Here is a 26614-nt window from a genome sequence, read left to right on the forward strand (position 1 = left end):
CTTGCGCACCGTTTCGTTCTTTAGGTGAGTGGGTGTGCTACCTGTCGCACCACCCCTCGACCGGAGAATGAAGGGGTTGGTGAATGCACCGCAAAGGGACTGCAATTAGAGGATTTGTCAGTGCTCTGACAATAATTGGAACGGTGGTTCCTGTCATTATGCAGAATGCAGTGGCGCAATCGGCTGCCGAGCAGGGCAGGACCTTTAACATTCGCCCGCAATCCCTTCAAAATGCCCTGACGATTTTCGGACGACAGGCGGGGGTTCAGATTTCCGTCGACGCCGCGGTCGTGCAAGGGCTGGCTTCGTCGGGCGTAACAGGCTCGATGACGCCGCAATCTGCCATCGGACGTCTGCTTGCCGGTACCGGGCTTAGCTATCACTTCACCAACCCGACAACCGTGCTTATCAGCACATCAGGCGCCCCTACAGACGGCAGTTTCGATCCGGATGGAACGACAGTGTTGGATAGAATTACCATTGTTGGTAACGGCACCAACAATTGGGACACACCTCCGGAATACGCAGGCGGACAGGTTGCAACGGGCGGGGCACTCGGTGTCCTTGGTAATCGTGACGTGATGAGCACGCCATTCACGGTCACAAACTACACCTCGAAACTGATTGAGCACCAGAACGCGCAATCGGTCGCCGATGTCGTCAAGAACGATCCTGCCATCCGCAACGTCGAACCCACCAATGTAGGCAACGGCAACTATTTCATCATACGCGGGGTTCAAGTAGGTAACGGCGCGCTTGCCTATAATGGATTGTTTGGGGTGGCGCCGAACAGCCAGACAACGCTGGCTGGCATTGAACGCGTCGAGGTCATCAAGGGACCTGGTGCATTTCTGGGCGGACTTTCGCCAAGTGGTGTTGGCGGTGTAATCAATCTCGTGCCCAAACGTGCGGGAGACGAGCCCTTGACGCAACTCACCACAACCTACGCCACCGATAGCCAGTTTGGTGGACATCTCGACATCGGGAGGCGGTTCGGAGAGAACAAGGAGTGGGGTGCGCGTGCCAACATTCTTTACCGCAATGGCGACACGCCGATTTCGGACCAGTCTCAAAAACTGACAAACGGAACGCTTGCCCTTGATTACAGAGGCGATCGTTTTCGGTTCGCCCTGGATATTGGCCATCAGGATCTTGATACCGAGCGGATGAACAATACTGTAATTGCCGCGCCCGGTGTTCCTCTCGCTCGTCCGCCAAAGCCCGATCACAGTTGGGTATCGCCGTGGAATTTCAGCTATTTCACTGACAATTACGGTGCGATTTCGATTGAGTATGATGTTTCCGATCAGCTCACTGCTTACGCTAAGGGCGGGTTAAGCAAAATGGACTGGAACCAGGCCGTCGAGGCTGGCCGCAATCTGATGCCCAACGGCGACTTCACCGCCACTGCCAGCCGTTATCTGATCGGGATTGATCGGCGTTCGGGGGAGGCTGGCCTGCGCGGCAATTTTGACACAGGTGCGCTCTCGCATGAATTTACGCTGTCGATGAACGGTTATCGGGCTGACCGAAGTTCCGCCGGCACAAAGGTTTTGTCAGTAACAGATTCCAACATTTACAATCCGGTCTTTTCACCAGTACCCACCATTATCGATAATCCCCTGGGACTGCAGAGCAAAACAACTTTCACCAGTTTCGCGATTTCAGACACGGTTTCCGCATTGGATGAAAGGCTCGAGTTGACTCTGGGCTTGCGCAAACAATATGTCGATGTCGAGAATTACAATGTTGCCACAGGAGCCCTGACCGGTTCTTACGAAAGTAATGCGCTGACGCCTGTCGTCGGCATCGCAGTAAAACCGTGGGACAATACCACAGTTTATGCGAGCTATATTGAGGGACTTACCGCGGGCCAGACGGTGCCGGATACCTATGCGAATGGTGGAGACACATTGTCCCCCTTTGTGACGAAGCAATATGAGGCCGGCGTCAAGGTAGACTGGGGCGATATCCTTACCACACTCAGTCTGTTCCAAACCACTCAGGCCTCCGGTATCGCCAACAGTGCCACCAACACGTTCACAGCCGATGGTGAAACTGTCTATCGCGGTATTGAATTCAATGTGGCAGGCGAAATCACACCATCTCTGCGCGTGCTCGGCGGCCTGGTTCTCCTCGATACGGAAGCCACAAAAACAGCGAATGGTCTTTATGACGGCAACAAAGCGACCGGCGCACCGGACTATACCGTGACGTTCGGCGCTGAATGGGATACGAACTTTCTCCCGAACCTGACTTTATCGGCACGCATGATCTCGACCGGTTCATCGTATGTCGATGCTGCCAACACACAGAAAATGGCAGGATGGAACACGTTTGACTTCGGTGCACGCTATACCTGGGAACGGGAAAATGCCGAGCCGGTCGTCGTCCAGGCGAACCTTACAAACGCGTTCAATGAAGCATACTGGAGTACCTTCCCTGGCACAAACCTGCTCTACTCGAGTGCTCCACGCACCCTGACCCTTTCGACCACTTTCAAGTTCTGATCGGTCATGCCCGTGTCTTCCCGTGTGTCACGACGTGGATTTCTTTCAGGCGGAGCGTCTGTTTTCCTGTCCGCAACTGCTCCAAATGGGTCAAGCGGGGTTCGAAGGGTCGAGACACCGCTGGGGTATGCCGAAATTCCGGTAAGCCCGAAGCGCGTTCTGGCAATCGATTCGCGCGTCAGCCTGGAATCGGCGCTGGCTCTTGATCTCCCTGTGGTCGGTTACAGTCACAGCCGGGTCCGACCGTGGGTTCCCTTGCCCGCCGGCGTGCCGATGCTGAAGGCGCCACCGGACCTCGAACAGATTCTGATGATGGCACCGGACCTCATATTGTGTCCGGACACTGCGCCAAATTCGGATTGGTGGCCATTGAACCGGCTTTCGTCAATCGCGCCGGTGCTGCCGTCCAGGCACCTCTACAGCTGGCAGGTCAATCTGGAACAGCTCGGCAACTGGCTTGGCAAGCTGCCGCTTGTTCGCATGCGCCTGAAGGAGCACGGTGAACAGATCGCGGATATTCGAAGAGCACATGCAAATGCGCTGGCGAACCTTCGTTTTGCCGCACTATATTACGACCCGCTCAAGCGCCGTGCCATAGTGTGCAGCCACGGGACGGGCTATGGTCTTGTCATGCCGGCGCAGGTTCTTTTCGAACTGGGCGGTCAGGAAGTCAGAGCCGACAGGCTCGGACCGTACGGTGAAGTTGCCCTAGAGTCTTTCGGAGAGGTCCTTGGTGACATTGACGCCATTTTGCTGATCGATTTTGGCAATGGCGCCACGCGTGAACTTTCATCAGAACCATTGTGGCAAAGGTTGCCCGCCGTCCGTGCCAACCGCATACACATAATCAGGGGAAACTGCGTCTTTGGTTCTTTCTATACCGCGCGCTATCTGGCTGACGGTTGGCGCGACCTTTTTGCCCTGGAGCATACACAATGACGGCATTGTCCGCCAAACCCATACGTCCGATTGTGTTTTTCCTTTGCTTAGGTCTCATAGTGTTTGTAACAACCTTGCTGAGCCTCACAGCGGGTACTCGCTATCTCTCCCTGGAAACTATCCTGGATGCGCTGAGCAATCAGGCTGATGAGGAAACACTGCTGATCTTGTGGAATATAAGAATGCCTCGCGTAGCTTTGTCGGCGATGGTGGGGGCGGCATTGGGACTGTCCGGCGGCATCATACAATCCATCACCCGCAATCCTCTTGGGGACCCCGGACTGCTTGGCCTCAATGCCGGTGCCGGACTGGCAATTGTCATCGGGACCGGTATACTGGGGACCGACATTGTCTCGTCTCCTTTCTGGCTGGCAGCCATAGGCGCAGGCCTCGCCGCCTTCGCAGTACAGGGGCTGGCCGGTTATCCCAGTCCGATACGCCTCACACTGGCAGGGATCGCCATCGGTGCTTTTTGCTTCGGACTGTCACAGGCCATCGCGCTGACCGACCCGGAACGTTTCGATCTCGTCCGTAATTGGCGCGCTGCTTCACTCGCCGCAGCGACACCACAAAACGTCATAAATTCGATCTGGATGTTTGCCGCCGGCACCCTTCTTGTCGTATGGCTTGCGCCTCGAACGGGGTTGATCGCTCTTGGAGACGACCGGGCACTCTCGCTTGGTGTGTCCGTAAAATGGACGAGGCTCGTAGGTCTGCTGGCTGTGATGTTGTTAGCGGGTGGCGCAACCGCAATCGCGGGCCCCATCACCTTTATCGGACTGGCTGCGCCACATATTGCGCGGCGAATGGTGCACTTCGGTGAAGGCATCACCCTTACAGTTGCGGCATTTATCGGCGCTGAGCTGGTTGTTCTGGCAGATACTGTAGCGCGTACTGTCGTCGCGCCAAACGAAATACCCGTCAGTGTGGTGGTTGCAGTGATGGGCGCGCCATTTCTTATTTTCATGGCGCGCAGACAAAAGCCATCGCTGAGCGTGTAGAGGAGGGATTATGCGGCGGCTTTACAAACGACAATTCTCACACGCTTTTCGGCGCCAGGCAGGATGGAGCGCACTCTACATCGCCGCCGGCGCTGGACTGGTTTTTGCTGCTCTGGCAACAGGAACATTTCCGGTCACTTTTAATCAGGTGGCGAAAGCGTTGTTTGGTAATGGCGATCCGCACATCAGACTTGTCGTGGCGGATTGGCGAGCGCCGCGCGTTGTCGCCGCGATACTGGCAGGTATGGCACTGGGCATGGCCGGGGCGTTGTTTCAGACATTGTTACGCAATCCGCTTGGAAGCCCCGATATTATAGGGTTCGATTCAGGAGCTTTCAGCGGGGCACTGTTGGCCATGCTTGCCGGCGCCTCGCAGATTGCGGTCGCTGGCGCAAGTCTGGCAGGGGGGATGCTCGCCGGTTGTCTCGTATACGGCCTGGCCAGTCCTGGCCAAGGTAGCATGGGGCGCGTTGTTTTGATCGGCATTGCTGTCGGGGCGTTTTTCATGGCACTCAACGATTGGATCGTCATGACGGCGCAACTCGATACGGCACTGTCAGCCGCGAGCTGGAAAGCAGGCTCGCTGAATGGCGCGGATGATACAAGGCTTTCTTTGGCGGGACTGTCGCTGTGTCTGCTATTGCCGGCGGCGCTGGCCTGCACCCGCTCTCTGAGGATACTGGAGCTCGGCAACGACAGGGCAGCCAGTCTTGGCGAAAACGTTGCCATAACACAGTTGGTTATTGGCATTATCGGACTGGCGCTGACAGCCGTAGCCACCTTTGTTGCTGGCCCGGTCGGTTTCGTGGCGTTGATTGCCCCACGAATTGCCCATCGGTTACTCGGGGGGGCATCGATTCCGCTGTTTGCCTCTGCACTGTTTGGCGCTGCGTTTCTACTCAGCAGCGATCTTGCCGCGCGACTGTTTTTCCTGCCCCGCATCATACCAACTGGCGCAATGACAGCTGCATTGGGCGGCATTTATTTCGTCGCGCTTCTTTGGATCAGGCGCGATGGCAAAGGAGCGTCTGCATGAGTGCTTCTCCAACTGCCATTCATGTTCGGGGCCTGGTTGCCGCACCTGGTGGGACACCGGTCTTGCGTGACGTGAACGTGAATTTTCCGCGCGAGACCTTTTCAGCAATCATCGGCCCGAACGCGTCTGGTAAATCGACATTGCTGAGATGCCTGGCAGGACTTCTCCCGACGTCTGCTGGGCAGGTATTACTCGATGGTACCGATATTCGATTGTTCAGGCGCAGTGCCTTTGCGAAAAGGGTAGGGCTCCTGCCGCAACAGATGCAGTTTCCGGAAGGCGCCCTTCCAGTGGAACTGATACGACGGGGACGCCATCCCCACCACGGCTGGTTTCGCCGATGGTCTTCCGCTGATACGGCAGTTGTTGAGGAGGCGATGGCGGTGACCGCAACTGAATCGATTGCACGGCAGCAGATCAACCAGCTCTCAGGCGGGCAAAAGCAAAGAGTATCTCTGGCCATGCTGCTGGCTCAGGACCCCGATATCCTGCTGCTGGACGAACCCACGACATATCTTGACCTTGCCCATCAGGTCGAAATTCTGGATATCTGCCAAGGACTGGTATCCAGGGGCAAGACTGTAATAGCCATCATGCACGATCTGAGCCTCGCTGCCCGCTATGCTACGAATCTGGTTATTGTCCATCAGGGAACAGTTGTTGATCAGGGGAGCCCCTGGACCATTCTAAAGGAACCAACGTTCAATCGGTATTTTGGACTGAATTGCGCCGTCATTCCGGATCCGGAATACGCGACACCAGTGGTTCTGCCCAGAACGCTCACATCACGATCTTTCGTTCAATGTCGTATACGCAAGGACGTGGATGGTAATGAAGGTTAAACACAGCCTGAACAAAGCGGTAGGAGTTTGTGAGTTTGCAAGCTGGAGGTTCTTGTTAACGGGTCAAACTCCCGTCACGAAACTATCTGGAAATACGTGGTTCTGGTCGGGACGTTCCCGGTCGACAGGATCGGGGGCAAGCCCGGATTCGTTGCCGACGTATTTCTCTGTTTCTCGAATAATCTCGCAAGCAGATGCCTTGAAATCAAGGCCACTCCACCGGTCCGAAATCGAGCTTGTCATTTCTGTCTGATGGTTCATCCGCCCCAAGAATGTCCACCTCAGAACAATCGTTGTTCTGTTTGGGAATATCACATGCTGTTGATCCGGTCTGCACTAATCTTCATATTCAAGTCGGACGCTTTCGTAATCTCGGGTGTAGCCTCCATAGGGCACCACACATGTTTGTAACCGCTGCATCTGACAATCAGGTTCTCGGCGAAAGCGTCCGCTTGTTGAGCTTACTGAGGTCGACCTCAACACTCCCAGGGCCGTTCCATTCTGTGCGACTTATGCTTCGTCTGGCCGAAGTCCTTCTGATTAAAATCAAGTGCCCGGTTCAGAACATTCCTGCGATACATTCAGATCGACGAGACCGGGGCATGCGTTCATCATAAATTGGGGCGCTCCGTACCCATTGCCCTGTTTGATATCATCGGCCCCCGCTCGATTAAAACATGGCAACAACCCCTCCCGTGGAAACCCTCGCAAGGTTGGTTCGAAGCGTCCACCTTTACTGTTTATGCCTGTAAACCAGGTGAAATGCGTTATTAGAAGAACAAGGCATTCGAGGAGTTCTACCGTTACTCGGTTGATCGACGTGCGTCGGCCAGTATCAATGGCAGGCGTCTATAGACGCAGATGCATTGTTTGATCCACCATCAGAATTCCACTCCTGTGTACAATTGCCGGCATCGTCTATTCGGCGATCAACGCGATAGCGCAGATTATCCGGCGTTGCTTCAATGATGGCAATAACCAGGCCCCTCAGTTGAACTTCATGCGCTCCATGTGGAAAGCGCAAATTCTGTCCGCTACCGGAGTGTGCAAGATCGTCGCTGGCATAGCCGCGTATCTCAAAAACCAGTTCGCCACCCTCGATACCCTGATATGTTATGTCATAGATACGACCGACTTCATCGGAATCGTACTCGTTCAGTGGCGGTATTTCCACAGTGCGAGAATAGTCTCGAGGCGGCACGATCGGCCGTCCGACAGCAACTTGCTGTTCGGTGCCGAACGTCTCGGGCGGTGGTGCGGTGGAACGGATCAACGGCGTCTTGGAACCCCTGCGCAGGTGGTCATGGATTTCCGAAGGGCGTATGCCGGTATCCGTGTTGGCAATAAGGGCTTCGGCAAATACAGCCATGTCCACGGCTATGGGAAATGCATTACTTTTCCCGTCGGAGTGATTGGAAGCGCAGACAAAATCGAGTTCGGTTGCAGCAAGGGTACCGGGTTCAACGGCTGTCGCTGCCGGATAGCTGGCAACCGTTTCGTCAAGCCGTTCGCCATCCAGACCGTAACGCACGACCATAGGCCACTGCATCTTCCGCGTATTGCAATCGGCCTGCATAAAAGCGCGCCGCTCGCCCAGATCGTCGGCCAGGTCGCGCACGATAAGGCTTGAATTGTAGCGAATCTCATCTCCCTCGCGTTGAATGGAGCCGGTATCGACAAACAGAACTCGATCCGCTTCCTCCGCAACGTACCACCATTGAGGTGAATGTGCCCGACTAGCCTCGGGAGTGCCAAGCATGATCAAAACTGCCACTGAAACAGAAACGATAATTCTATGCATTCAACCTCACAATCAGTACCAGCCATTACCCCGGTCAGATAATGCTGTCCAGCAACATGCCAAAGCGCGTGCCCGGGAAAAGGTAGCTGATCAGATTGATGTCCAAACGGTCATAAGAATTGCCGTGATTGCAGATCAGCGGCGTGAGGCAGCGTACGTCCTCCGGCGTCAACCTGCCCGCCCGTTTCGGTTCTGCCAGCAGGGTCTAAAGCGCACGGGTGTCCACATAGACAAGCGATGCCTGTAGCAGATGCAGAACGAGGGTCAAAACGTCCTGCCCGTCAGCCAGGAGTGGAACGTCATTTCTCGCCAGCTCAACGGCCGGTTCTCACAAGGTACTTCAACCTGGTTAAAATCGCAGCGTCGGGCCGACTGGGCCCGATACGTTAAACGCTGCAATAGTTTCCTTACGTCCGCCAGCTCGCTTCAATTCTTATCTGACTGTGATCATGTGAGTCGATCATCCAGGATGCCGTAGTACCGAAAAGACGCAATGATGATGGCCTCCTCATTATGGGGCAGGCTCTCGGAAAGACGATGAAACATCCAGCAAAATTCAAGTATCTCCTCCTTACATAAAAGTAATTCAAATAAATAAATAAAGTATGCGCAATTCAATTTCGTTGACGGAAGGCATCTGTTCCTCTTTACTGCAATGCCATGATGAGTCATGCAATCAATACTATCGTTCCAGGAGGATGTCGATATGGTTGGACTTCCAGAAAATGAACGTGAAGCCGCTCCGCACGTTAACCACGATATGGACAGGATCTCGCTTGTGCCTGACATTGATGAGTCCAATCAACACGGTTCGATCGAAGTCCTGCAAGCTGGCTTTGCGATACCTGCCGAAACTGCGCGCGTCCACGAAACCCTTGCGCCAGCGAATGTCGGCGGCTACCCACAACCTTTCGAGGATATATCTACTGACAAAGCTGGCTCCAACGACGCCCTTATCGTCTCCAATGTCATGGTTGACGGGGATGCTACGGATGGAGATGACCTGATCCAGGGTGGGCCCGGCACTGATAGCCTATGGGGTGGCGGTGGTGACGATATACTCCTGGGTGGCGATGGTGATGACTACCTTGACGGTGGAGCCGGCAACGACTTTCTGGATGGTGGTGCAGGGCGCGATTCGCTGAACGATGGCGTCGGAGATGATATGCTTCTCGGCGGCGATGGAGATGACACCCTTTATAGTTACGATGGTGACGATTATCTCGACGGCGGCGACGGAAACGACCGGCTTGCCAGCTTTGGAGGCTATGACATTCTCCTCGGCGGCGACGGGGACGATTGGATCGATGCCTCCCGAGACTGTTTCGTGGATGGTGGCGCCGGCTACGACGTACTCGCGATCGATTTTGGCAAGTCGGAGAACCCGATCGTTTTTGATGCTGCGAGCGGGACCACCACGACTGGGCTCACCTTCCTCAATATTGAAGCCATCTCCGCTCAGGTGTCCGGCGACCAGAACAACCAGCTTCTTGGTTCCGATGCAAACGAGGCATTCTTTTCGTCATCCTCTGGCAATGACGTACTTGACGGTGGGGGCGGAAACGACACGCTTGTCGATCAGGGCATTTTGGAAGGTAGCGGTGACGATCGCCTCTTCGGCGGCGAGGGCAACGACAGGCTCCAGAACGATGGCGGAGGCGGTTCGGACGAACTGACCGGCGGCCCCGGCGCAGATACCTTCTCCTGGTTCCTGATTCCGCCGTCTGGCGAAGGCGTCGACCGCATTCTCGACTTTGATGGTGCAAGCGGCGACAGAATTGAATTTTCCGAAACCGCTCAAGGAGTTACAGGAATAGACGATTTTGACGCCTTTCTTGCAGCATCACGCGACGTCGAAGAAGGTGTCTATATTTCCTTCAATGGTACTGACGATTTCGGAATCCTGGTGGAGAATGTGTCACTCGCGGACCTGTCGTCCAGCGACATTGTCTTTGACGTTGGCGGTGCGTAACGGCGCAACACCTGTAGTTGCACTCACCAACTCAGCATTAACAGATTTACCCTGTGCTAACGGATCAGGAGTGTCCAACAGGGATCTGTTTCAACAATGCAAACAGAATGGCTGAGAGGATTGCTGCTGCAGGGACTGTTACTACCCAGGCAGCAGCAATCGTCAATGCGTGGGAACGGCGCACCAGTTTGCGACGGCGACGCTCTTCTGCTGGGATAGATTCCAATGGCAGGGCCTGGCGCGCCTTCTTCAATCTACGCTCAGTGTCCCATTCCCGAAAGAACCCGACGCCAAAGATTGCACCAATGGCAATATGGGTCGAACTGACCGGAAGTCCCAACCAGCTTGCCAGAATGACAGTGATCGCAGCGGAAAGTGACACGCAGTAGGCTCGCATCGGGTTTAGTTTGGTGATCTGGTTTCCAACCATTCGAATGAGCTTGGGACCAAACAGGCACAAGCCGAATGAAATGCCACATGCGCCGATCAGCATGACCCAGAGCGGGATTACGACGCCGTCGTTTAACGCGCCGGTCTGCGATGTCTGGACAATTGCCGCGAGCGGCCCGACAGCATTTGCCACATCGTTGGCACCGTGGGCAAAGCTGAGCAATGCCGCTGAAACAACCAGGGGAATGCTGAACAGGACCTTGAGTGACTTGTTGCGATTTTCGAGACCGTGTGACTGGCGGCGAATAACCGGGACCAAAATCAGCCAGCTTCCGACGCCGACAGCCAATCCACAGATCAGGGCTGTTCCAATCGATACGTCGACCAATTGTTTCAGCCCTTTCATGATCAGATATGTTGCAAAGGTTCCAGCCATTAGACCAACAAGGATCGGTACCCATATGCGAGCAGCGGCAATCTTATCTGCACGATAGACAATACGGGCCTTGATCAACCAGAGAAAGCCAGCCGCTATGATGGCACCCAGCACAGGCGAAATAACCCAGCTTGCCGCGATAGCCATCATTTGAGACCAGTTCACTGCTCCGAAGCCAGCAGCGACGATGCCTGCGCCCACGACACCTCCGACGACCGCATGCGTGGTCGACACAGGAGCGCCGATCCATGTCGCAAGGTTGACCCAAAGTGCCGAGGCGAGCAACGCTGCCATCATTGCCCAGATGAACATGATTGGTGTTGCTAGCGTGTCTGGCGCGATGATGCCGGTTGCGACCGTCGACACAACATCAGCTCCGGCGATGAGCGCGCCAGCACTTTCGAACACCGCGGCAATCGCAATCGCGCCGCCCATGCTCAGCGCGTTTGCGCCGACTGCCGGACCCATATTGTTGGCCACGTCGTTAGCACCAATGTTCAAAGCCATATAGGCGCCAAAAACGGCTGCGGCTACAACTATAAGCGTCTGACTGGTCTGGCCCAGCAACATGGCAGCGCCAAGCCCGGCAAGGATGATGAATACAAGGGCGATTCCTGGTGCCACAAGCGGACGCGAGACGTAACTCGCCGCCGTTTCCAGCTTGACGAAGCGGCCCAAGTCTCGATCCAGGGTCTCCAGATGACGAGCTTCGAGATCTTCGTTTGCCATAATTTACTCTTGATTCCTAACGCAGCTTATCTGCGGACACGGACGCCTGGAACTGATCCAGTTCAGGATTTTGACCGGTGTTTAAATGCAGCCATTTTGAAAAGTCAATGGTTCGAGATCGAGATGAACGATGTGGACTGCCGCTCGGCTGGCTATGGTGGAGCCTCAATCTGATGCGCGATCCGGCAACGGGATAAAGTTCTCTGCCCTTTAAGTCGGGGTATTCGTGGCGATATCGCCCTGGTTCAGGAGAATGTACTGGCGGCAATTGTCGAGTTTATGTTCATTCTTTAAGTGCCCCAGCGTCTGGTGGTTCGTTGTCCTATGGATAGACTGTGGACAGAGTTGGACACTGAAACAAAATGTCATGCCGAAGCTCGGGAACAACGGTCGATCGAAAGAATGGTAGATGTTGTAATCTGCATCTATCTGCTGGATCCAACCTGCTGGAGCGACCGATAATGCTGACGCCTGTCAGTTTCTGCTGCTACTCAACTGCTCGGGGAGACGAAACATACAAGTTACGCATATTTGGGAATGTTGTCAGTTGACAGCTATTATTCCGCTCAACGACAAAAGTGGTGCTGTGGGAAAATAAGCGCTGCAGAAATGCCAGCAGCGCTCACAGATTGCCACGAGGGGCATCGACAGCCTCACAGAGGGCGTACGTTCTCGGCCTTTGTTTTTCCGGTCTTGCGATCTTGACCGATATCGTAACTGACTTTCTGACCGTCCTGGAGTGATCCACCAGCCTGCAAAAGTGCAGACACGTGCACAAAAACATCGGTCCCGCTATTTTCTGGCGTGATGAAGCCAAAACCTTTATCGTGATTGAAAAACTTTACAGTGCCAATTGCCATGTGATCCTCTTTGATGAAGCAATAAAAGTATTGCCGCAAAAGATTATTCAATGCGTCTGCACTATGCAACTGTTTACTATCGGCATCAATCGTTCAGACGCGATGATTGAATCATTCTGGTACCGACCGAATGAGCATGTCGGGGGCGATTCCGGGTAGGGGCGAAATCGCATATGTGGACGGCCCCCTGGATGCAAGAAGTCTTTATGGTTTTGATCGGATCGCTTGCGCTCATATGTCCGGCCCGCGGTGCGCCTCAGGCTACACCGAGCGATTTGCATCGCCACCAGCAGAATCATCCGCCATTTGTAATTACAAAAAAACTTGGCATTGCCGTTGACATCGAGATTATGAGCGGATTAATTGTAATTACAAATAGACAAGGGGAACAACAATGAAATTGTCTTTAACAATTGCCGGGCTGACTGTTGCGCTGGTTGCCGGTTCGCTGTCAGGCGTTCAAGCCGAAGAGCGGCGCGAAATCGTTATCGCCAATGAAGGTGGCTTTCCTCCGTTCAACATGACAGCAGCGGATGGCACGCTTCAAGGGTTTGACATCGATCTCGGAAATGCAATGTGCGAGATCATGAAGGTGAAATGCCGGTTCGTGACCAATGAGTGGAGCGGTATCATTCCCGCCTTGCTTGCCGATAAGTTTGATGTCGTCATCGGCGGCATGGGTATTACCGAGGAGCGAAAAAAGCGTGTTATCTTCAGCGAGCCCTATGCACGCACCTATTCCTATTTCGGTGTGATCGAAGGCGAGGAATTCGACATTTCACCGGAAACCATGAAGGGCAAGACGATTGGCGTGCAACAAGGCACAACGAACGCGGCATATGTCGAAAAGACCTATCCCGGTCTCGAAGTCCGGCGTTATCCATCCATGGATGCCCTGGTTTCTGATCTGAAGACCGGTCGTATTGATATCGTTCTCGGCGACATCGAGCCCTTCGTCGGGAAAACCGACGACACACCGAAAATGATCAATATCGGTGATCCGGTCCAAGTCTCGGAAGGCATAGGCATGGCTTTCCGCCCGGCCGATACGGCGTTACGAGATGAATTCAACGCTGCCCTCAAGACGACACGCGAAAACGGTGTCTGGGATAGGCTAGCTAAAAAGTGGGGTCCGCCCATCAAGTAATTTATGGCCTTGCCGCTTTCATAGCGCAATTGTCATCACCGACTGCCCCGATGACTGAAAAGCGAAGGGGTAGCCGCCAGCCTGAAATTCCATTTCCGCCAGCGCCTAAAAAGTAGCCATTACCCGGCTTCAAATATTTTTAGGAGGCGCACCCATTGGCTGCTCCGGTATTTCCTGTGCAGCTTCGGGAAATGCTTGTCTGGCGTGAAAACAGTCTGAACTTTCGCGTTACCAGTACCCTATAGAAACAGGTTATCCGCATGCTTGAATATTTGGAAGCCGGCTGGGGCTGGCAATTTGCGAGGGCCTTCGGTGTCAGCCTGACTGTGGCGATTTTCAGCTTCGCCTTCAGCATGCTTATCGGGATCGTGCTTACAATCGTCGCCAGATCACGGCTTTGGGGCGCAGCTTTCGTAGTTCGGCTCTACACATATATTTTTAGAAGCCTGCCAGACATTTTGCTGCTGATCCTGATTTTCTACACTGCAGATGGGATTATCAACAGTCTTATCTCGGTCATTCCAGGCATATCCCACATCACAATAAGTCCGCTGGTGCCAGGCATCATGTCAACATCCATTGTGTTAGGTGCCTATTCAACTGAGCTTTTCAAGGCCGGTTGGGCGGATATTCCTGCCGGGCAGCATGAGGCGGGCCGGGCGCTCGGCTTCTCTGGTTTGCGATCTTTGGGACTGATCATCCTCCCGCAGGTCTACAAAAAAATGATACCGCATCTGAGTTCTCTTTGGCTCATCAGCATGAAGGAAACGGCACTTCTGAGCATTATAGGCATTTCTGATATCGTGCGCATCGCCTCGCTGGGCGCGCGTTCGACCGGCGCTCCCTTCACCTTCTACGGGATTTCTATCGTCATTTTCATCATCTTCGCATTCGTCTCGGCGAAGTTGTTTCACCGTCTTGAAAGACATTCCCGCAAGTCCATGGGAGGCATGTGATGGAACATATGATGTCTTACGCAATGGAAATTCTTGACGGGCTTTCCACTACCCTCAGCCTGTTCATCATTTCGCTGCTGATCGGCTTTGTGTTCGCCGCGCTTGTGGCCTTTGTCCAGATCCGTTTCGGCGGACTGACATCAAAAATCGTCTGGAACCTGATGTTCTGTATTCGCGGCGTGCCCATGCTGCTGATGCTTTATGTCATCTATTACGGCTTTCCGGTTCTGCCGGTCATTCGCGAGACATTTTTGTGGAGCATCTTCTCCAGCCCGTTCTGGTGCGCGGTTCTGTGTCTGGCCATTGTAGAAATGGCCTACACATCGGAAATCATGCGCGGCTCCTACTACCAGACGCCGAAGGAACAGGTCGAGGCTGCGAGATCGCTGGGGCTGACAGGCTTCCAGACCTTCCGGGTGGCGATTTTTCCGGCCATGCTGCGCAATGGTTTCGCCGCCTATACGACCGAAGTTATCATGCTCTGCAAGTCTACGGCTCTGGCGTTTACGGTCACGGTGATGGATGTCATGGGCTTCGCCAATGAAATCCGCTCACGGACGCTCGATATCTATGAGCCGCTGCTGATTGCCGGCATTATCTATCTCTGCATCACAATAATCACACGGGTCGCTATTTCTATGCTGTTTTCGCTCGTTTCCGTTTCGTGGCGGGGACGCGTCGAAGTGCTGTGATCACGCTGCCCATGATCTGAAGGAAAGGGGCCGGGCATGCCCGACATAAATATCGAAAAGTCGATTGAAATTGAACAGATGAGCAAGTGGTTCGGTGATTTTCAGGTCCTGGACGAAATCAATCTCAGCGTGCGTGAAGGTGAAAAGATCGTTGTTTGCGGTCCTTCCGGCTCCGGTAAATCCACGATGATCCGCTGCATCAATGGCCTTGAATCCTTTCAGGGCGGCAAGATCACCGTCAACGGTGTCGCGCTTTCGCAGAAATCAAAGGTGCTGGATGCGGTTCGCAGGAATGTCGGCATGGTTTTCCAGCAGTTCAACCTCTTTCCACATCTCACCGTGCTGGAGAACTGCACTCTGGCGCTACGGTGGGTTCACAAGCTACCCCGCCAGGAGGCCGATGACATTGCCCGCCGTTATCTGAAGCGGGTGAGAATACCCGAGCAGGCAGATAAATATCCCGGGCAGCTTTCCGGCGGGCAGCAGCAGCGTGTGGCCATAGCTCGTTCGCTATGCGTCAAACCGTCGGTGCTTCTATGCGACGAACCGACCTCTGCGCTCGACCCGGAAATGGTGAAGGAAGTGCTGGAAACGCTGGCAGATCTTGCCCAGGACGGAATCACCATCATCTGCGTAACGCATGAAATGGGTTTTGCGCGAAAGATCGCCGATCGAGTCATATTTATGGATCAGGGCAAGATTGTTGAAGAAGCCCCGCCATCAACATTTTTCGAAAACCCGAAGGAAGCGCGCACCAGACACTTCCTCGAGCAGATACTTCACTAGCGCATGCGAAGCCTTGCGCTCCGATTGGCATTGAATGTCAAGGTAACTTGAGGCAAAAAATGACAGATCTGAATATTGAGACTCCCTCGCTTGCGAAGGGGCAGAGGTCGCTTGGCCCGGGAAATCCGGCTTTCCCGCTACTTCCAGCGCTACTTTCGGGGTGCCCCGAAACCTCGAATGGCAGCATGCAGTTTCCGTTGGAAGTGGATTACGACTATGCGCTCGTATCCCGCGTCCGTTTCTCTAAGGGAGCGAAATGGGAGGACTGGCAGGAAATCCTGCCGCCGCTTCACCCGAAATTGACCATGCCGGTGGGCAACACGCCGCTGATCAATGTTTCCGCGGTTGCGCCCTTAGCTGTCCGCGACCGGGGAGTGTTTGTCAAGGATGAGAGCCGCAACCCGACTTGGAGCCATAAGGACCGGCTGAATGCATTCACAGTTTCGGCCGCACTTTATGAGGGCGCCTCAACGATTATCGTCGCCTCTTCGGGTAACCACGGCGTATCCGCTGCTGCCATGGCCAGCCGCGCCGGTCTCAATTGCATCGTGTTGACCATGCCGGAAGTGAGCCCGGCATTCCGCGATATGATCATCGGCTATGGCGCGTTTCCGGTATTCTTGCCCGCCGAGGATCGCTGGCCGGCATTGCGCGCGCTCCAGGACCTACCGGGCACTTATCCGGTCAGCAACCTGACCTCCGTGCATACCGGGCACCCTTGGGGTCCGGAAGGCTATAAAACGATTGCCTATGAAATCCTCAGCGATCTCAATGGTCAGGTTCCATCTGCCGTTGTGGTGCCAACGGGCTATGGCGAGATGCTTTATGGTATATACAAAGGTTTTAACGAGGCGCGGCTCCTGGGCCATACAGACCGCATTCCGCAACTCGTTTCCGTTGAGCCCGCGGCGAGGGGGCCGCTTTTCCATGCAATCGAAGCCGGGTTTCCGGCAATCACAGTCGAGGCGAAGCCAACGTTTCAGTCGGGTACAGCGACGACAGTTAATGGCTATCGTTCAGTAGTTGCCATCCGGGAAAGCAACGGCTTGCCGATGCTGGTGGATGACGATGCGGCGCTGGCAGCCCACGGCATAATGGCGCGCCAGGGCCTATGGCAGGAATATTCTTCCAGTGCTGCATTTGCGGCGCTCAATAAAATTGGTGGTTTGGAAAATGATGGTCCCATAGTGGTTATCGGCTGCTCGACGGGGCTGAAAGAACCGACTGAACCGAGGCCGGTTCCAGCTGTGAAGGCAGATATTGCATCGCTGCGCGCTTATCTGAAAACGGAATTTGCCTTTGAAATTGGAAAGGCGGGGAGGTAGGCATGGTCGAGGATGTCAAATTCGCCGGAAATGCTATCGACGCTGCGCTTCAGGAAGCAGATCGTAATCTTGAGGAAGGACTCCACAAACTCCTTGAGCTAATAGCGATCCCCTCCATTTCGAGCGATTCTTCAGGCGTCGAAGGGATTGACCATGCGGCGCGCTGGCTTGAGAATGAACTTGCGCAGCTCGGCTTTAAGGCGCGGGTTGTCGAAACCGAAGGTCACCCATTGGTGCTTGCCCGTTCAACCGGCACGGTTGTCGAAAAAACTCCGCGAATGCTGTTTTACGGGCATTACGATGTGCAGCCGGTTGGCGAGCCGCAGGCCTGGAAACATGCACCTTTCGCGCCGGAGATTATAGAGGAAGACGGGCTTCGCCGCTTCTATGGCCGTGGCGCATCGGATAGCAAAAGCCAGCTCTGGACATTCATCGAGGGGTTGCGCGCCTGGAAAAATATTCATGGGGATTTTCCGGGCCAGGTGATTGTGCTGCTGGAAGGCGAGGAAGAATCCGGATCCCATAGCCTACCCGCCTTTCTTGAGGCGCACAAAGAAGAACTGTCCTGCGACGTGGCTTTCATATGTGATAGCGATATGTGGTCGCCCACACAGCCAGCACTGAGCATTCGCCTCAAGGGTCTTCTCCACGAAAAAATCGTTATAAAGACGCCAAATGACGATCTGCATTCAGGATTTTTTGGTGCGGTTGCGGCCAATCCGGTTCGCATTCTCAGCCGTATCCTCGCGGGCATTCACGATGAAAATGGCCGCGTAACAATCGAAGGATTTTATGATGATGTGAAGGATATTTCCCCGGAGCTTCGCCAGCAATGGCAGGCGCTCGGGCAAGAGACCGATCTGGTTGAGAAAGTCGATCTGCGCGGCGGCGTTATCGAGAATGGCTATTCGCTTCTGGAAGCCATCTGGGGGCGGCCCACCGTTGATATAAACGGCATTACCGGCGGCAACCAGGGACCGGGCGAGCGCTCGGTCATTCCCGGCTCGGCAACAGCGCGGCTTTCCTTCCGGCTGGTGGAAGGGCAGGATCCGGCAAGGATACGCGAACTTTTCCAGGCCTTTGTACGAGCTCGTCTGCCGTATGGTTGCACGGCGGAATTTGAGGGTTTTCCCGGAAGCAGCGCCGTCACGATGCCTGAGGACAATCCGTTTGTGAAAGCCACCGCCCGCGGCCTTGCGGAGGAATGGGGAAAGCCAACTGTTCTCAAGGGTTCCGGTGGGTCTATTCCGCTTGCGCAACAATTCCGCCATATGCTGGGCATCGATTGTATCGTGATTGGCTTCATCTTGCCCGATGATGCCATTCATGCACCGGATGAACGTTACGATGTCGGGCGTTTCCATAAGGGCGTGCGCAGTTGGGTTCGCATTCTCGAGGAAATCCGCAAAAGCACGAACACGCCCGGTCCGGGTAACTAGGACTGTGTCCAGTGTTCGTTCAATAGGTTTTTTCCGGCTCTGGTCTGGTAATACCGCATCGGGTTTTGCCACGTGGGCGCTACCATTCGTTCTCGGTATTGCCGTTTCGGAGAGTGTTCTCTCCACGATCGATCTGGGCATCTTTCTTGCGCTGCGCTCGGTAGGCTTTCTCGCTGCCGTGCCGATTGCAGGCGTAATGGCGGATCGGGTGGGAAGTCGTCGGATTATTCTGGCATCAAGCCTGATCGCCGCCTGCGGCGCGGCTCTGATATTCCTTGACGTTGCCGGAGATACGCGGCCGCTCTCCATTCTCACCGCTATGGGCGTTGTACTTTCAGGCATGGGGCAGGGCGCTTGCAGGCCTGTTTACCAGTCAATCGTTCCGGCACTGGTACAGGAAGCAGAGCTTCGTATTGCCAATGCTGCACTCAGTTTTTCGGTACGAGCGACGATTCTTGTCGGCCCGGCGGCGGCCACGATCATTGCAACCGTGTTCGGGCTTGGTTCAGCGTTTCTGGTAATCGGCATGATGTGGATAGTCAGTGCCCTGCTTCCGCCATGGCCCGCTGAACCGCAGGTGGAGATCGGGCGGGCAGCAGCCGGTAAAGGCCTTGCTGAAAGATTTATCTTAGATTTGCTCGAAGGCTATCATGAAGCCCGCCGCCATCCGTGGTTCTTTGCATCTCTGGCTGCCCTGTCGGCGGTGGTGGCGACAGGCTATTCTGTTACCGGCGTTCTCGTGCCGCTGATAAGCACGACCGTATACAACAATGCCAGCCTGCTCGCCGGCAGTGTGATGGCCTATATGTCCGGCGCACTTCTCGGCGGCATTGCGATCTCATACTGGCAACCTGTCAAAAGAGGTTGGTGGGCACTTGCCGGTCTTGGAGCCTATAGCGTGGTCCCTCTCAGCCTCCTGGTACCGGAAGTTTTCTGGATACCGATGGCGTCCTATGTGATCGCGGGTTTCGGAATGGAGCTTTTCAACGTCATCTGGTTTACCGCCATTCAGGGCGAAATTGAGTGTCGCAAGTTGGCCCGCGTTTCCTCACTGGATTTTATCGTATCCTACGGACTCGCGCCACTGGGGCTTTCGGCAATGGCGCCTTTGTCGCAAGGACTCGGGATAACGCCGGTTCTTGTAACTACAGCCATTATCTGTGTCGTTGCGGCATGCCTTGCAGCCGCAGTACCGACAGCCCCGGAGTTTCGTATGAAACGCATGTGAGCCGAATATTTTTACCGCAATGAGCCGATTAAGTAGAAACAAGCGAGCCAAAATGACAAGCGAGATGAAAAGCCAGGTCTGGACGACAATCGATTTCGAGCGGCGCGGCGTGCAGATTGATTATGCTCGCGTGCCTTTTTCGTCCGATACATCGGCCTACGGCTGGATTCCGGTGCCCATGGTCTGCATCAATGGTGGCGAAGGTCCGACAGTTCTCCTCGCTGCAGGTACGCATGGCGACGAGTATGAAGGGCAGATTGCCCTGCGCAGGATTGCCACCGCATTGCTTAAGACCGAGGTGAAGGGCCGCGTCATCATCATGCCTGAGTTAAACCGTCCGGCCGTTATTGCCGGGCGCAGAAATTCGCCACTCGATTCGGGCAATCTCAACCGGCTGTTTCCGGGTACAGCAAATGGTGGGCCGACGGCCATGATTGCCCATTATCTAACCACAGTTCTGTTTCCGCTGGCCGATTATGTGCTGGACCTTCATTCGGGCGGTAGCTCGCTGGATTATATGCCGGTTTCCTTTGCCCATCGCGGGCGCACGCCCGAGCAGGAGGCGCGCATTGCCGCGCTGCTCGACTGTTTTGCCGCGCCCGACACCATTCTCACCGATGGCCGGGGCGGCGGCGGCGCAACGACGCTCTACGCATCGGCTGTCGCGCATGGGCTTGCGGCCCTGACCACGGAGCTTGGCGGCGGGCCCGGATTGTCGCAAGGCGGCATAACGCTGGCTGAAGCGGGAATACGCCGTGTTCTGCGGGACTTCGGTGTCGCACCCGACCTTGCTGCACCGGACAAGCCAACGACCCGAATGCTCAGGATGCTGCCGCCTGAAACATCGATCTATGCGGTGTCGGATGGTCTTTTTGAGCCGTTGAAGCAGGTGGGATCGACTGTGAACAAGGGCGACTTGGCGGGATATCTGCATCACGTCGGTTCGCCGCTCGGTGAACCGACAGAGCTTTGCTTCGCTGCAGATGGAATTGTGGTCTATCGAAGATTTCCTACTCTAACTGCCGCTGGGGATGCTTTATACGGTCTCTGCGCGCCAGTCGAATAGTAAGGTGAAATCAGGAAATGACGACGAGTTCGCGTGAAATCGTCGTAAGTGGCTCATAGCCCGTTTCGGTAACCCGTATCATGTCCTCAATCATCATTCCATCGACGCCGATTTCGTAATAGGGGGTTTCTAGACACAGACACATACCTTCGAGCAGTGGCGTCGCCTCGCCGGGTCGGATCGTTGGATTGTCATATGATCGCAACCCAATGCCATGCCCGCAATGTTGTCGCCGGTAGTGAGGAATCCCGCTGGATTGAACACTTTCCACGGCGATTGCAAAGAGATCCTCAGCAGGTATACCGGCACGCACGGCTGACAGTTCCGCTTCGAGCCCGGCATACAACGCCTCGTAAATCCTGAACTGCCGGGAATCGGGTTCGCCAAACACGAAAGTCCGGCCTATATCCGACCAGTACCCGTCGACCGTGCACCCAGCATCGATCCGGAGGATATCTCCAGCCAGTATTTTCCGGTTCGTCGGGTAAGCGTCGGCAAGCGCTGATCTTTCGCCTGATGTTACAGAAACGAAGCGCGGCACGCCGCCGCCTGCGACGATGCAACGAGTAATCTCGGCCGCAAGTTCACGTTCGGTTATACCAGTTCTGGCGATTTCCGCTACCGTTCGAAAACCCTGCTCAACAACTTCACTGGCTTTACGAAGGCGTGCGATCTCGCCTTCGGTCTTGGTTGCGCGCGCTCGTGCCAGATCAGTAGTGATATCTCGCACTCTATTATCCCCGAGAATTTCGCAGCACAGCACCCAAGCCATATCGTCATTCGATCGATCCACGCCGACAAGACCGTCTTCAGACCGCTTTGCTCTGATTGCTTCGGCAAGGGCTTGTTGAAAATCGGCATAGGGATCTTTGCCGAATTCTGAAAACACATCATCGTTGGTTTCGAAGTAGAATTCTCCATAACGGTAGAGCTGGCTTGGATCCGAAAAAAAAGCATGAGCCGGACCGGCATCGGCCGCGCTCACAACCAGCGAGACCTGATCGCGTGAGGCCAGAACTGCCGATCTGTAGGCAGGTGCAAGGTCATGCGTCATGCTGACATAGCCGGATAGGTAGGCCTTGTTTAGCGGGTCAGACGATACGACCAGCACTATCTCCTGCGGCGCTTCCCGAAAAGACTTTTCACGAAGGTCTCGCGAGAGAGCGCCCATATCCGCAATTCTGTCCACGTCGTTCACCTTGTAAAATGCGGTCAGGAGAGGTTCGCTAGGGGTTCAAGAGGGCTGAATTCGCCGACGAACTCGTTGCGGTAGCCCGGAAATGATAGCTTTACCCAAGTCAGCGCATCATTGTGAGCCCATGTTCGCCGCTCCGATACCAACACCGGCTCGTTTGTTGTTAGGCCGAGCACCTTTGCAATCCTGCGGTCGGGGTTTGCGGCCCGGATCGTATTGATCAGCCTTGTACAGGGCAACCGCGCAAGCAACCACTCATTGGGAAGCACGGCATCGAATTTCTGGAGTTCGACTTCCGGAATGACAGAAATGCGTATGAAGCGTTCCTCGAAAACTTCGTTCACGCCATTTGCCTTGTGAACAAGTTCCAGCCGCAAAAGCCGCTCGTCGCGAACGGCTTCCTGCCAACCATAGGCGTCTTCGCCATTGACGATCTCGCGTTTCAGGAGCTCGAAACTGTATTCCTTGCCGGATTGCTCGATCTTGTTGCGAATATCTATAATGCCGATCACGGCATGATTATCAGTCCGTTCGCTGACGAAAGTGCCAAGCCGCCGCCGCCGCACGATGATCTTGGCATTGGCAAGGTTATTAAGCACCTTGTTGAGCGGCGCGCGGGATACGCCAAGGCTGACCGCCAGTTCCTCTTCGGGTGGAATCCGGTAACCCGGTGGCCAGGCGCCGGTTTGTATTTTGTTGCGAATGGCTCTCTCGATCTGTTGATAGGGCGCGCCTACACCATCAAGAACCAGTTCCGAAGCAGCTTTGGTTTTTAGCCGGTCTATATTCATCCCGAGACTATAGTCGACTGGTCAGCTTCGGGAAAAGAGGAGAGTACTCCAAACGCGCCGGTATCCGTGATTTTCTTTTGAAAACTGGCAGGACGCGCGGCGCTAATAGTTGAAGTGGAGTCTTACGAAGGCTGCGCTCAGACCAATCTGAAACACCTGATCGGTTTGCCCGGGCTGACCGACTCGGCGGCGCGTATAATGCCATGTGTATCGATACCGTAATGACGGTAAAGTTCGGCGATAGAACCGGCCTGCCCGAAGTGGTCGACCCCGAGCGGGCGTGTGCGATGTCCGTGTACTGAACCCAGCCAGCCAAGCGTTGCCGGGTGACCATCAATGACCGTAACGATACCGCAATGGGGAGGAACATCGGCCAGCAGGCGTTCGATATGGCTATCGGCGTGAGAAAGCCCGCCTTCACGCGCTTTTTGCGCCGCGGTCCAGCCGGCATTGAGCCTGTCAGCGGATGTGACGGCCAGAAGTCCGATATCACGGCGGTCCTCGCTCATCAGGCCGGTTGCCTCTATCGCCTCGGGGGCTATCGCACCCGTATAGGCAATAATCACCTGGACAGCGGGGCCGGGTTTGCGCATCCAGTAGGCACCGCTGACGATGTCCTGTTCAAGCTGCGCTGTCATCTGGCGCATCGGCTGGTCGATGGTGCGGGTCGACAGGCGCAGATAGGTCGAGCCGCCATTATCGTCACGAAGCAAGGTCGAATCGCCTGCCGGGGTCTCTCCAGAGCGCTGCATATGTTCGAACCCCCAGCGCATCATCACCGCAAGCTCGTCCACAAAGGCAGGCTCGAAACTGGCGAGACCATCCTGCGCTATACCTATCAGCGGTGTTGCGATGGACTGGTGCGCCCCACCTTCTGGTGCGAGTGTTACACCAGCGGGCGTCGCGACCAGCATGAAGCGGGCATCTTGATAACAGGCGTGGTTGAGTGCATCGAGACCACGTTCGATGAACGGGTCGTAAAGCGTACCGACAGGCAGCAGCCGTTCTCCGAAAATCGAATGGGAAAGACCAAGTGCCGAGAGCATGATGAAAAGGTTCATTTCAGCTATACCCAGTTCCATATGCTGCCCGGCAGGCGAGAAGGCCCAGTTATAGGTAGAGGGAATGCGTTCTGTTCTGAAAAGATCGGCCATGGTTTCCCGCGAGAACAAACCGCGCCGGTTGACCCATGCGCCGAGATTGGTCGAGACCGTAACATCGGGTGAGGTCGTGACGACGCGGGATGCGAACGGCGTATCGGCGCGGGCAATCTCGTGCATGATGAAGCCGAAACCCTGCTGGGTGGACATGGCGGACTGTGCATTGAATTCCAGTTTTTCCGGCACAGCAATTTTCGCGGCGTCGAAACGGCGGCGTCCGCGCTGGACAAACGGAACTGTCTTCAGAAAGTCGCGTGCCGCCTGTTCCGGAATGTTCATTCCCTCGAACATGTCCCATTCATGTCCGGTGCGCACATTCATTGTCTCGCGCAGCGCCTCCACCTGGGTCGGCGTCAACAGTCCGGCGTGGTTGTCCTTGTGGCCGGCCAGCGGCAGGCCAAAACCCTTGATGGTATAGGTAATGAAGCATACCGGACGGTCGTGCTTGCGCGCCTCATCAAAAGCACCGAGCAACGTTGCCAGGTCATGGCCGCCGAGATTGGCCATCAGAGCCGCAAGCTCGTCATTATTGTGACGCTCTATCAGTTTCGACACCGGTCCCTGATCACCCAGATCATCCGTCAGCCGCTTGCGCCAGGCCGCACCGCCCTGAAAGGTCAAGGCCGAATAGTCCTGGTTCGGACATGCATCGATCCACTCGCGCAGCTTTTCTCCGCCAGGTTCGGCAAATGCCGCCTGTTGCAGCGTGCCGTACTTGATTAGAACGACATCCCAACCGAAATTGCGGAAAATCGACTCGAAACGCTCCCAAAGACCTTCGCGCACCACGGCGTCTAGGCTCTGGCGATTGTAGTCGACCACCCACCAGGTGTTGCGTACACCGTGCTTCCAGCCTTCAAGAAGCGCCTCGAAAATGTTGCCTTCGTCCATTTCGGCGTCGCCAACAAGGGCAACCATCTTGCCCACCGGGGCGGCGGTCTTCCAGTTCCTCGCCTGAACGTAATCCTGCACCAGCGATGAAAACAGCGTTTGTGCCACGCCGAGACCGACCGAGCCGGTGGAGAAATCCACGTCATCGGTATCCTTGGTGCGTGAAGGGTAGGACTGCACACCCTTGTAGCCCCGAAAGTTCTCCATTTTGTCGCGTGTCTGGTTGCCGAACAGATACTGGATGGCATGGAAGATCGGGCTGGCATGGGGTTTCACCGCTACCCGGTCTTCTGGCCGCAGCGCATGAAAATATAGCGCTGTCATGATCGTCGCAAGCGAAGCGGATGATGCCTGATGCCCGCCAACCTTGAGGCCGTCGCCGTTATCACGCAAGTGATTGGCATTATGGATCATCCATGTCGCAAGCCACAGAACCTTGCGTTCCAGTTCCTCGAGCATATTCAGGTCGACCACTTTCTCTCTCCCGGGTGCCGTTGACTTCGGGAAATGCTAGAATATTCCGGCAGGTAAAACCGGCTATATTTGTCCTTACAAATCTAGTATATTGGCTCCGATAACCAATGCGACCGCAACAATTGGTGTTTTATGCCAGATTCCGAACTAGACATGATTGACCGCAAGATCCTCGTCAGCTTGCAGACCGATGGCAAGATTTCCATCGGGGAATTGGCGGATAGGGTTGGTCTTTCACCCTCGCCCTGTGCCCGGCGGGTGCGGATGCTGGAAAAGGCCGGTATCATCAAGGGCTATGCGGCTATCGTCGACCAGAAGCGGGTCAGCCTTCCTGTCAATGCCTTTGCATCTATCAAGCTTGAGCGTCAGCGTGAGGAGGATCTCGACCGGTTCGAGGAAACCGTTTCACGATGGCCGGAAGTACTGGATTGCTACCTGATGACAGGTCAACGCGATTATCTGATGCGAATCGTTGCGGCGGACCTTGAGGCCTATGAGCGTTTCATCAAGGACAGGCTAACCCGGCTCGACAATATAGCATCCATCGAAACCAGTTTCGCCTTGGGCCAGGTTAAGCGTTCGAACGTGTTGCCGCTGAACTGATATTGTGACTGCGCCGAGAAGAAGTGAGAATTTTGCTCTTTCCAAATGCGGTCGGTGAAGGAATGGAAAATGGGGCGGAACTCACCAATGTCATACGACTTCTTAGCGTTCCGATCGATCACAGGTCGTTCGCATCCAGCGAAACAGAAAAATGGCTCATATGACGTCTTAACAACAATAGAATGTCATAATCCTCGGGAAACAGCCTCTTTCGCTGCGTTGGAAACCATTTTCACAAGGCACCAAGCACGCTTTGCATCATTTGATGAAAGAGATTGGCGAAGTGAAGACGCGTCGACCTGGCAAAGATGTCACGATTATTGCGGGCGCTAAGGGAGATGATCG

The 26614-nt window shown here is 55.0% G+C and carries 22 protein-coding genes; 16 read left to right on the forward strand and 6 right to left on the reverse strand.

Features of this window, described 5'->3' with window-relative positions; genetic code table 11:
* Nucleotides 1–83 precede the first annotated feature (83 nt).
* The 5 genes from AAE521_RS07280 to AAE521_RS07300 all read left to right on the forward strand — a co-directional run bounded on the left by AAE521_RS07280 (nucleotide 84) and on the right by AAE521_RS07300 (nucleotide 6328).
* Nucleotides 84–2510 carry a TonB-dependent siderophore receptor gene (locus tag AAE521_RS07280; RefSeq protein ID WP_342060895.1) on the forward strand — a complete coding sequence of 809 codons (2427 nt, stop codon included), beginning with the start codon at nucleotides 84–86 and terminating at the stop codon, nucleotides 2508–2510.
* Nucleotides 2511–2516: 6 nt separating this feature from the next.
* Nucleotides 2517–3449, forward strand: coding sequence for an ABC transporter substrate-binding protein (locus AAE521_RS07285; protein ID WP_342060896.1), 933 nt, complete (start codon nucleotides 2517–2519; stop codon nucleotides 3447–3449).
* Nucleotides 3446–4450: a FecCD family ABC transporter permease gene (locus AAE521_RS07290; RefSeq protein WP_342060897.1), complete on the forward strand. Its 1005-nt coding sequence runs from the start codon at nucleotides 3446–3448 to the stop codon at nucleotides 4448–4450. Before AAE521_RS07285 ends, AAE521_RS07290 begins: the two co-directional genes overlap by 4 nt.
* A 10-nt stretch (nucleotides 4451–4460) precedes the next feature.
* Nucleotides 4461–5486, forward strand: coding sequence for a FecCD family ABC transporter permease (locus AAE521_RS07295; protein ID WP_342060898.1), 1026 nt, complete (start codon nucleotides 4461–4463; stop codon nucleotides 5484–5486).
* 71 nt (nucleotides 5487–5557) lie between these two features.
* The gene (locus tag AAE521_RS07300) at nucleotides 5558–6328 is read left to right on the forward strand and encodes an ABC transporter ATP-binding protein (protein ID WP_235817647.1); all 771 of its coding nucleotides are present in this window, start codon (nucleotides 5558–5560) and stop codon (nucleotides 6326–6328) included.
* Nucleotides 6329–7163: 835 nt separating this feature from the next.
* On the opposite strand, the gene AAE521_RS07305 is transcribed toward AAE521_RS07300, so the two are convergent.
* Nucleotides 7164–8129: a surface-adhesin E family protein gene (locus tag AAE521_RS07305; protein ID WP_342060899.1), complete on the reverse strand. Its 966-nt coding sequence runs from the start codon at nucleotides 8127–8129 to the stop codon at nucleotides 7164–7166.
* Nucleotides 8130–8835: 706 nt separating this feature from the next.
* Here AAE521_RS07305 and AAE521_RS07310 point away from each other — a divergent pair.
* Complete coding sequence (locus AAE521_RS07310; protein WP_342060900.1) at nucleotides 8836–10101, forward strand: calcium-binding protein; 1266 nt, start codon at nucleotides 8836–8838, stop codon at nucleotides 10099–10101.
* Between the two features lie 64 nt (nucleotides 10102–10165).
* Here AAE521_RS07310 and AAE521_RS07315 read toward each other — a convergent pair whose 3' ends face one another.
* Both AAE521_RS07315 and AAE521_RS07320 read right to left on the reverse strand, forming a co-directional pair.
* On the reverse strand, nucleotides 10166–11656 hold the full coding sequence (locus tag AAE521_RS07315) for an inorganic phosphate transporter (RefSeq protein WP_071632335.1): 1491 nt from the start codon (nucleotides 11654–11656) through the stop codon (nucleotides 10166–10168).
* Between the two features lie 653 nt (nucleotides 11657–12309).
* On the reverse strand, nucleotides 12310–12516 hold the full coding sequence (locus tag AAE521_RS07320) for a cold-shock protein (protein ID WP_071632336.1): 207 nt from the start codon (nucleotides 12514–12516) through the stop codon (nucleotides 12310–12312).
* A 191-nt stretch (nucleotides 12517–12707) separates the two neighbouring features.
* Between AAE521_RS07320 and AAE521_RS07325 the strand changes: the two genes are divergently transcribed.
* The 9 genes from AAE521_RS07325 to AAE521_RS07365 all read left to right on the forward strand — a co-directional run bounded on the left by AAE521_RS07325 (nucleotide 12708) and on the right by AAE521_RS07365 (nucleotide 21155).
* A complete protein-coding gene (locus AAE521_RS07325; protein WP_143132773.1) occupies nucleotides 12708–12914 on the forward strand; it encodes a hypothetical protein in 207 nt (68 codons plus the stop codon).
* On the forward strand, nucleotides 12911–13663 hold the full coding sequence (locus tag AAE521_RS07330) for a transporter substrate-binding domain-containing protein (RefSeq protein WP_342060901.1): 753 nt from the start codon (nucleotides 12911–12913) through the stop codon (nucleotides 13661–13663). Before AAE521_RS07325 ends, AAE521_RS07330 begins: the two co-directional genes overlap by 4 nt.
* A 260-nt stretch (nucleotides 13664–13923) precedes the next feature.
* Complete coding sequence (locus tag AAE521_RS07335) at nucleotides 13924–14619, forward strand: ABC transporter permease subunit (RefSeq protein ID WP_342060902.1); 696 nt, start codon at nucleotides 13924–13926, stop codon at nucleotides 14617–14619.
* Complete coding sequence (locus AAE521_RS07340; protein ID WP_342060903.1) at nucleotides 14619–15311, forward strand: ABC transporter permease subunit; 693 nt, start codon at nucleotides 14619–14621, stop codon at nucleotides 15309–15311. The genes AAE521_RS07335 and AAE521_RS07340 overlap by 1 nt, the downstream gene beginning before the upstream one ends.
* Before the next feature lie 36 nt (nucleotides 15312–15347).
* Nucleotides 15348–16097 carry an amino acid ABC transporter ATP-binding protein gene (locus AAE521_RS07345; RefSeq protein WP_342060904.1) on the forward strand — a complete coding sequence of 250 codons (750 nt, stop codon included), beginning with the start codon at nucleotides 15348–15350 and terminating at the stop codon, nucleotides 16095–16097.
* 59 nt (nucleotides 16098–16156) lie between these two features.
* Nucleotides 16157–17422: a threonine synthase gene (locus AAE521_RS07350; protein ID WP_071632342.1), complete on the forward strand. Its 1266-nt coding sequence runs from the start codon at nucleotides 16157–16159 to the stop codon at nucleotides 17420–17422.
* Between the two features lie 2 nt (nucleotides 17423–17424).
* Nucleotides 17425–18861 carry a M20/M25/M40 family metallo-hydrolase gene (locus AAE521_RS07355; RefSeq protein WP_342060905.1) on the forward strand — a complete coding sequence of 479 codons (1437 nt, stop codon included), beginning with the start codon at nucleotides 17425–17427 and terminating at the stop codon, nucleotides 18859–18861.
* A 4-nt stretch (nucleotides 18862–18865) separates the two neighbouring features.
* The gene (locus AAE521_RS07360) at nucleotides 18866–20089 is read left to right on the forward strand and encodes an MFS transporter (RefSeq protein WP_342060906.1); all 1224 of its coding nucleotides are present in this window, start codon (nucleotides 18866–18868) and stop codon (nucleotides 20087–20089) included.
* Nucleotides 20090–20141: 52 nt separating this feature from the next.
* The gene (locus AAE521_RS07365) at nucleotides 20142–21155 is read left to right on the forward strand and encodes a succinylglutamate desuccinylase/aspartoacylase family protein (RefSeq protein ID WP_342060907.1); all 1014 of its coding nucleotides are present in this window, start codon (nucleotides 20142–20144) and stop codon (nucleotides 21153–21155) included.
* Between the two features lie 10 nt (nucleotides 21156–21165).
* Here AAE521_RS07365 and AAE521_RS07370 read toward each other — a convergent pair whose 3' ends face one another.
* The 3 genes from AAE521_RS07370 to AAE521_RS07380 form a co-directional block, all read right to left on the reverse strand.
* The gene (locus tag AAE521_RS07370) at nucleotides 21166–22344 is read right to left on the reverse strand and encodes a M24 family metallopeptidase (protein ID WP_143132774.1); all 1179 of its coding nucleotides are present in this window, start codon (nucleotides 22342–22344) and stop codon (nucleotides 21166–21168) included.
* A gap of 23 nt (nucleotides 22345–22367) precedes the next feature.
* Nucleotides 22368–23141, reverse strand: a complete 774-nt coding sequence (locus AAE521_RS07375) for a GntR family transcriptional regulator (protein WP_342060908.1) — start codon at nucleotides 23139–23141, stop codon at nucleotides 22368–22370.
* A 137-nt stretch (nucleotides 23142–23278) separates the two neighbouring features.
* A complete protein-coding gene (locus AAE521_RS07380; protein WP_342060944.1) occupies nucleotides 23279–25651 on the reverse strand; it encodes a transketolase in 2373 nt (790 codons plus the stop codon).
* Between the two features lie 147 nt (nucleotides 25652–25798).
* On the opposite strand from AAE521_RS07380, the gene AAE521_RS07385 reads away from it, so the two are divergent.
* Nucleotides 25799–26269, forward strand: a complete 471-nt coding sequence (locus AAE521_RS07385) for an Lrp/AsnC family transcriptional regulator (protein ID WP_071632348.1) — start codon at nucleotides 25799–25801, stop codon at nucleotides 26267–26269.
* Nucleotides 26270–26614: the final 345 nt, after the last annotated feature.

The organism is Brucella cytisi, from assembly GCF_038433355.1.
Taxonomy (GTDB): Bacteria; Pseudomonadota; Alphaproteobacteria; order Rhizobiales; family Rhizobiaceae; genus Brucella; species Brucella cytisi.

Coding starts and splice junctions, on each gene's coding strand:
- AAE521_RS07280 (WP_342060895.1), top strand. CDS start 84: ATGCACCGCAAAGGGACTGCAATTAGAGGATTTGTCAGTGCTCTGACA.
- AAE521_RS07285 (WP_342060896.1), top strand. CDS start 2,517: ATGCCCGTGTCTTCCCGTGTGTCACGACGTGGATTTCTTTCAGGCGGA.
- AAE521_RS07290 (WP_342060897.1), top strand. CDS start 3,446: ATGACGGCATTGTCCGCCAAACCCATACGTCCGATTGTGTTTTTCCTT.
- AAE521_RS07295 (WP_342060898.1), top strand. CDS start 4,461: ATGCGGCGGCTTTACAAACGACAATTCTCACACGCTTTTCGGCGCCAG.
- AAE521_RS07305 (WP_342060899.1), bottom strand. CDS start 8,129: ATGCATAGAATTATCGTTTCTGTTTCAGTGGCAGTTTTGATCATGCTT.
- AAE521_RS07310 (WP_342060900.1), top strand. CDS start 8,836: ATGGTTGGACTTCCAGAAAATGAACGTGAAGCCGCTCCGCACGTTAAC.
- AAE521_RS07315 (WP_071632335.1), bottom strand. CDS start 11,656: ATGGCAAACGAAGATCTCGAAGCTCGTCATCTGGAGACCCTGGATCGA.
- AAE521_RS07320 (WP_071632336.1), bottom strand. CDS start 12,516: ATGGCAATTGGCACTGTAAAGTTTTTCAATCACGATAAAGGTTTTGGC.
- AAE521_RS07325 (WP_143132773.1), top strand. CDS start 12,708: ATGCAAGAAGTCTTTATGGTTTTGATCGGATCGCTTGCGCTCATATGT.
- AAE521_RS07330 (WP_342060901.1), top strand. CDS start 12,911: ATGAAATTGTCTTTAACAATTGCCGGGCTGACTGTTGCGCTGGTTGCC.
- AAE521_RS07335 (WP_342060902.1), top strand. CDS start 13,924: ATGCTTGAATATTTGGAAGCCGGCTGGGGCTGGCAATTTGCGAGGGCC.
- AAE521_RS07340 (WP_342060903.1), top strand. CDS start 14,619: ATGGAACATATGATGTCTTACGCAATGGAAATTCTTGACGGGCTTTCC.
- AAE521_RS07345 (WP_342060904.1), top strand. CDS start 15,348: ATGCCCGACATAAATATCGAAAAGTCGATTGAAATTGAACAGATGAGC.
- AAE521_RS07350 (WP_071632342.1), top strand. CDS start 16,157: ATGACAGATCTGAATATTGAGACTCCCTCGCTTGCGAAGGGGCAGAGG.
- AAE521_RS07355 (WP_342060905.1), top strand. CDS start 17,425: ATGGTCGAGGATGTCAAATTCGCCGGAAATGCTATCGACGCTGCGCTT.
- AAE521_RS07365 (WP_342060907.1), top strand. CDS start 20,142: ATGACAAGCGAGATGAAAAGCCAGGTCTGGACGACAATCGATTTCGAG.
- AAE521_RS07375 (WP_342060908.1), bottom strand. CDS start 23,141: ATGAATATAGACCGGCTAAAAACCAAAGCTGCTTCGGAACTGGTTCTT.
- AAE521_RS07380 (WP_342060944.1), bottom strand. CDS start 25,651: ATGCTCGAGGAACTGGAACGCAAGGTTCTGTGGCTTGCGACATGGATG.
- AAE521_RS07385 (WP_071632348.1), top strand. CDS start 25,799: ATGCCAGATTCCGAACTAGACATGATTGACCGCAAGATCCTCGTCAGC.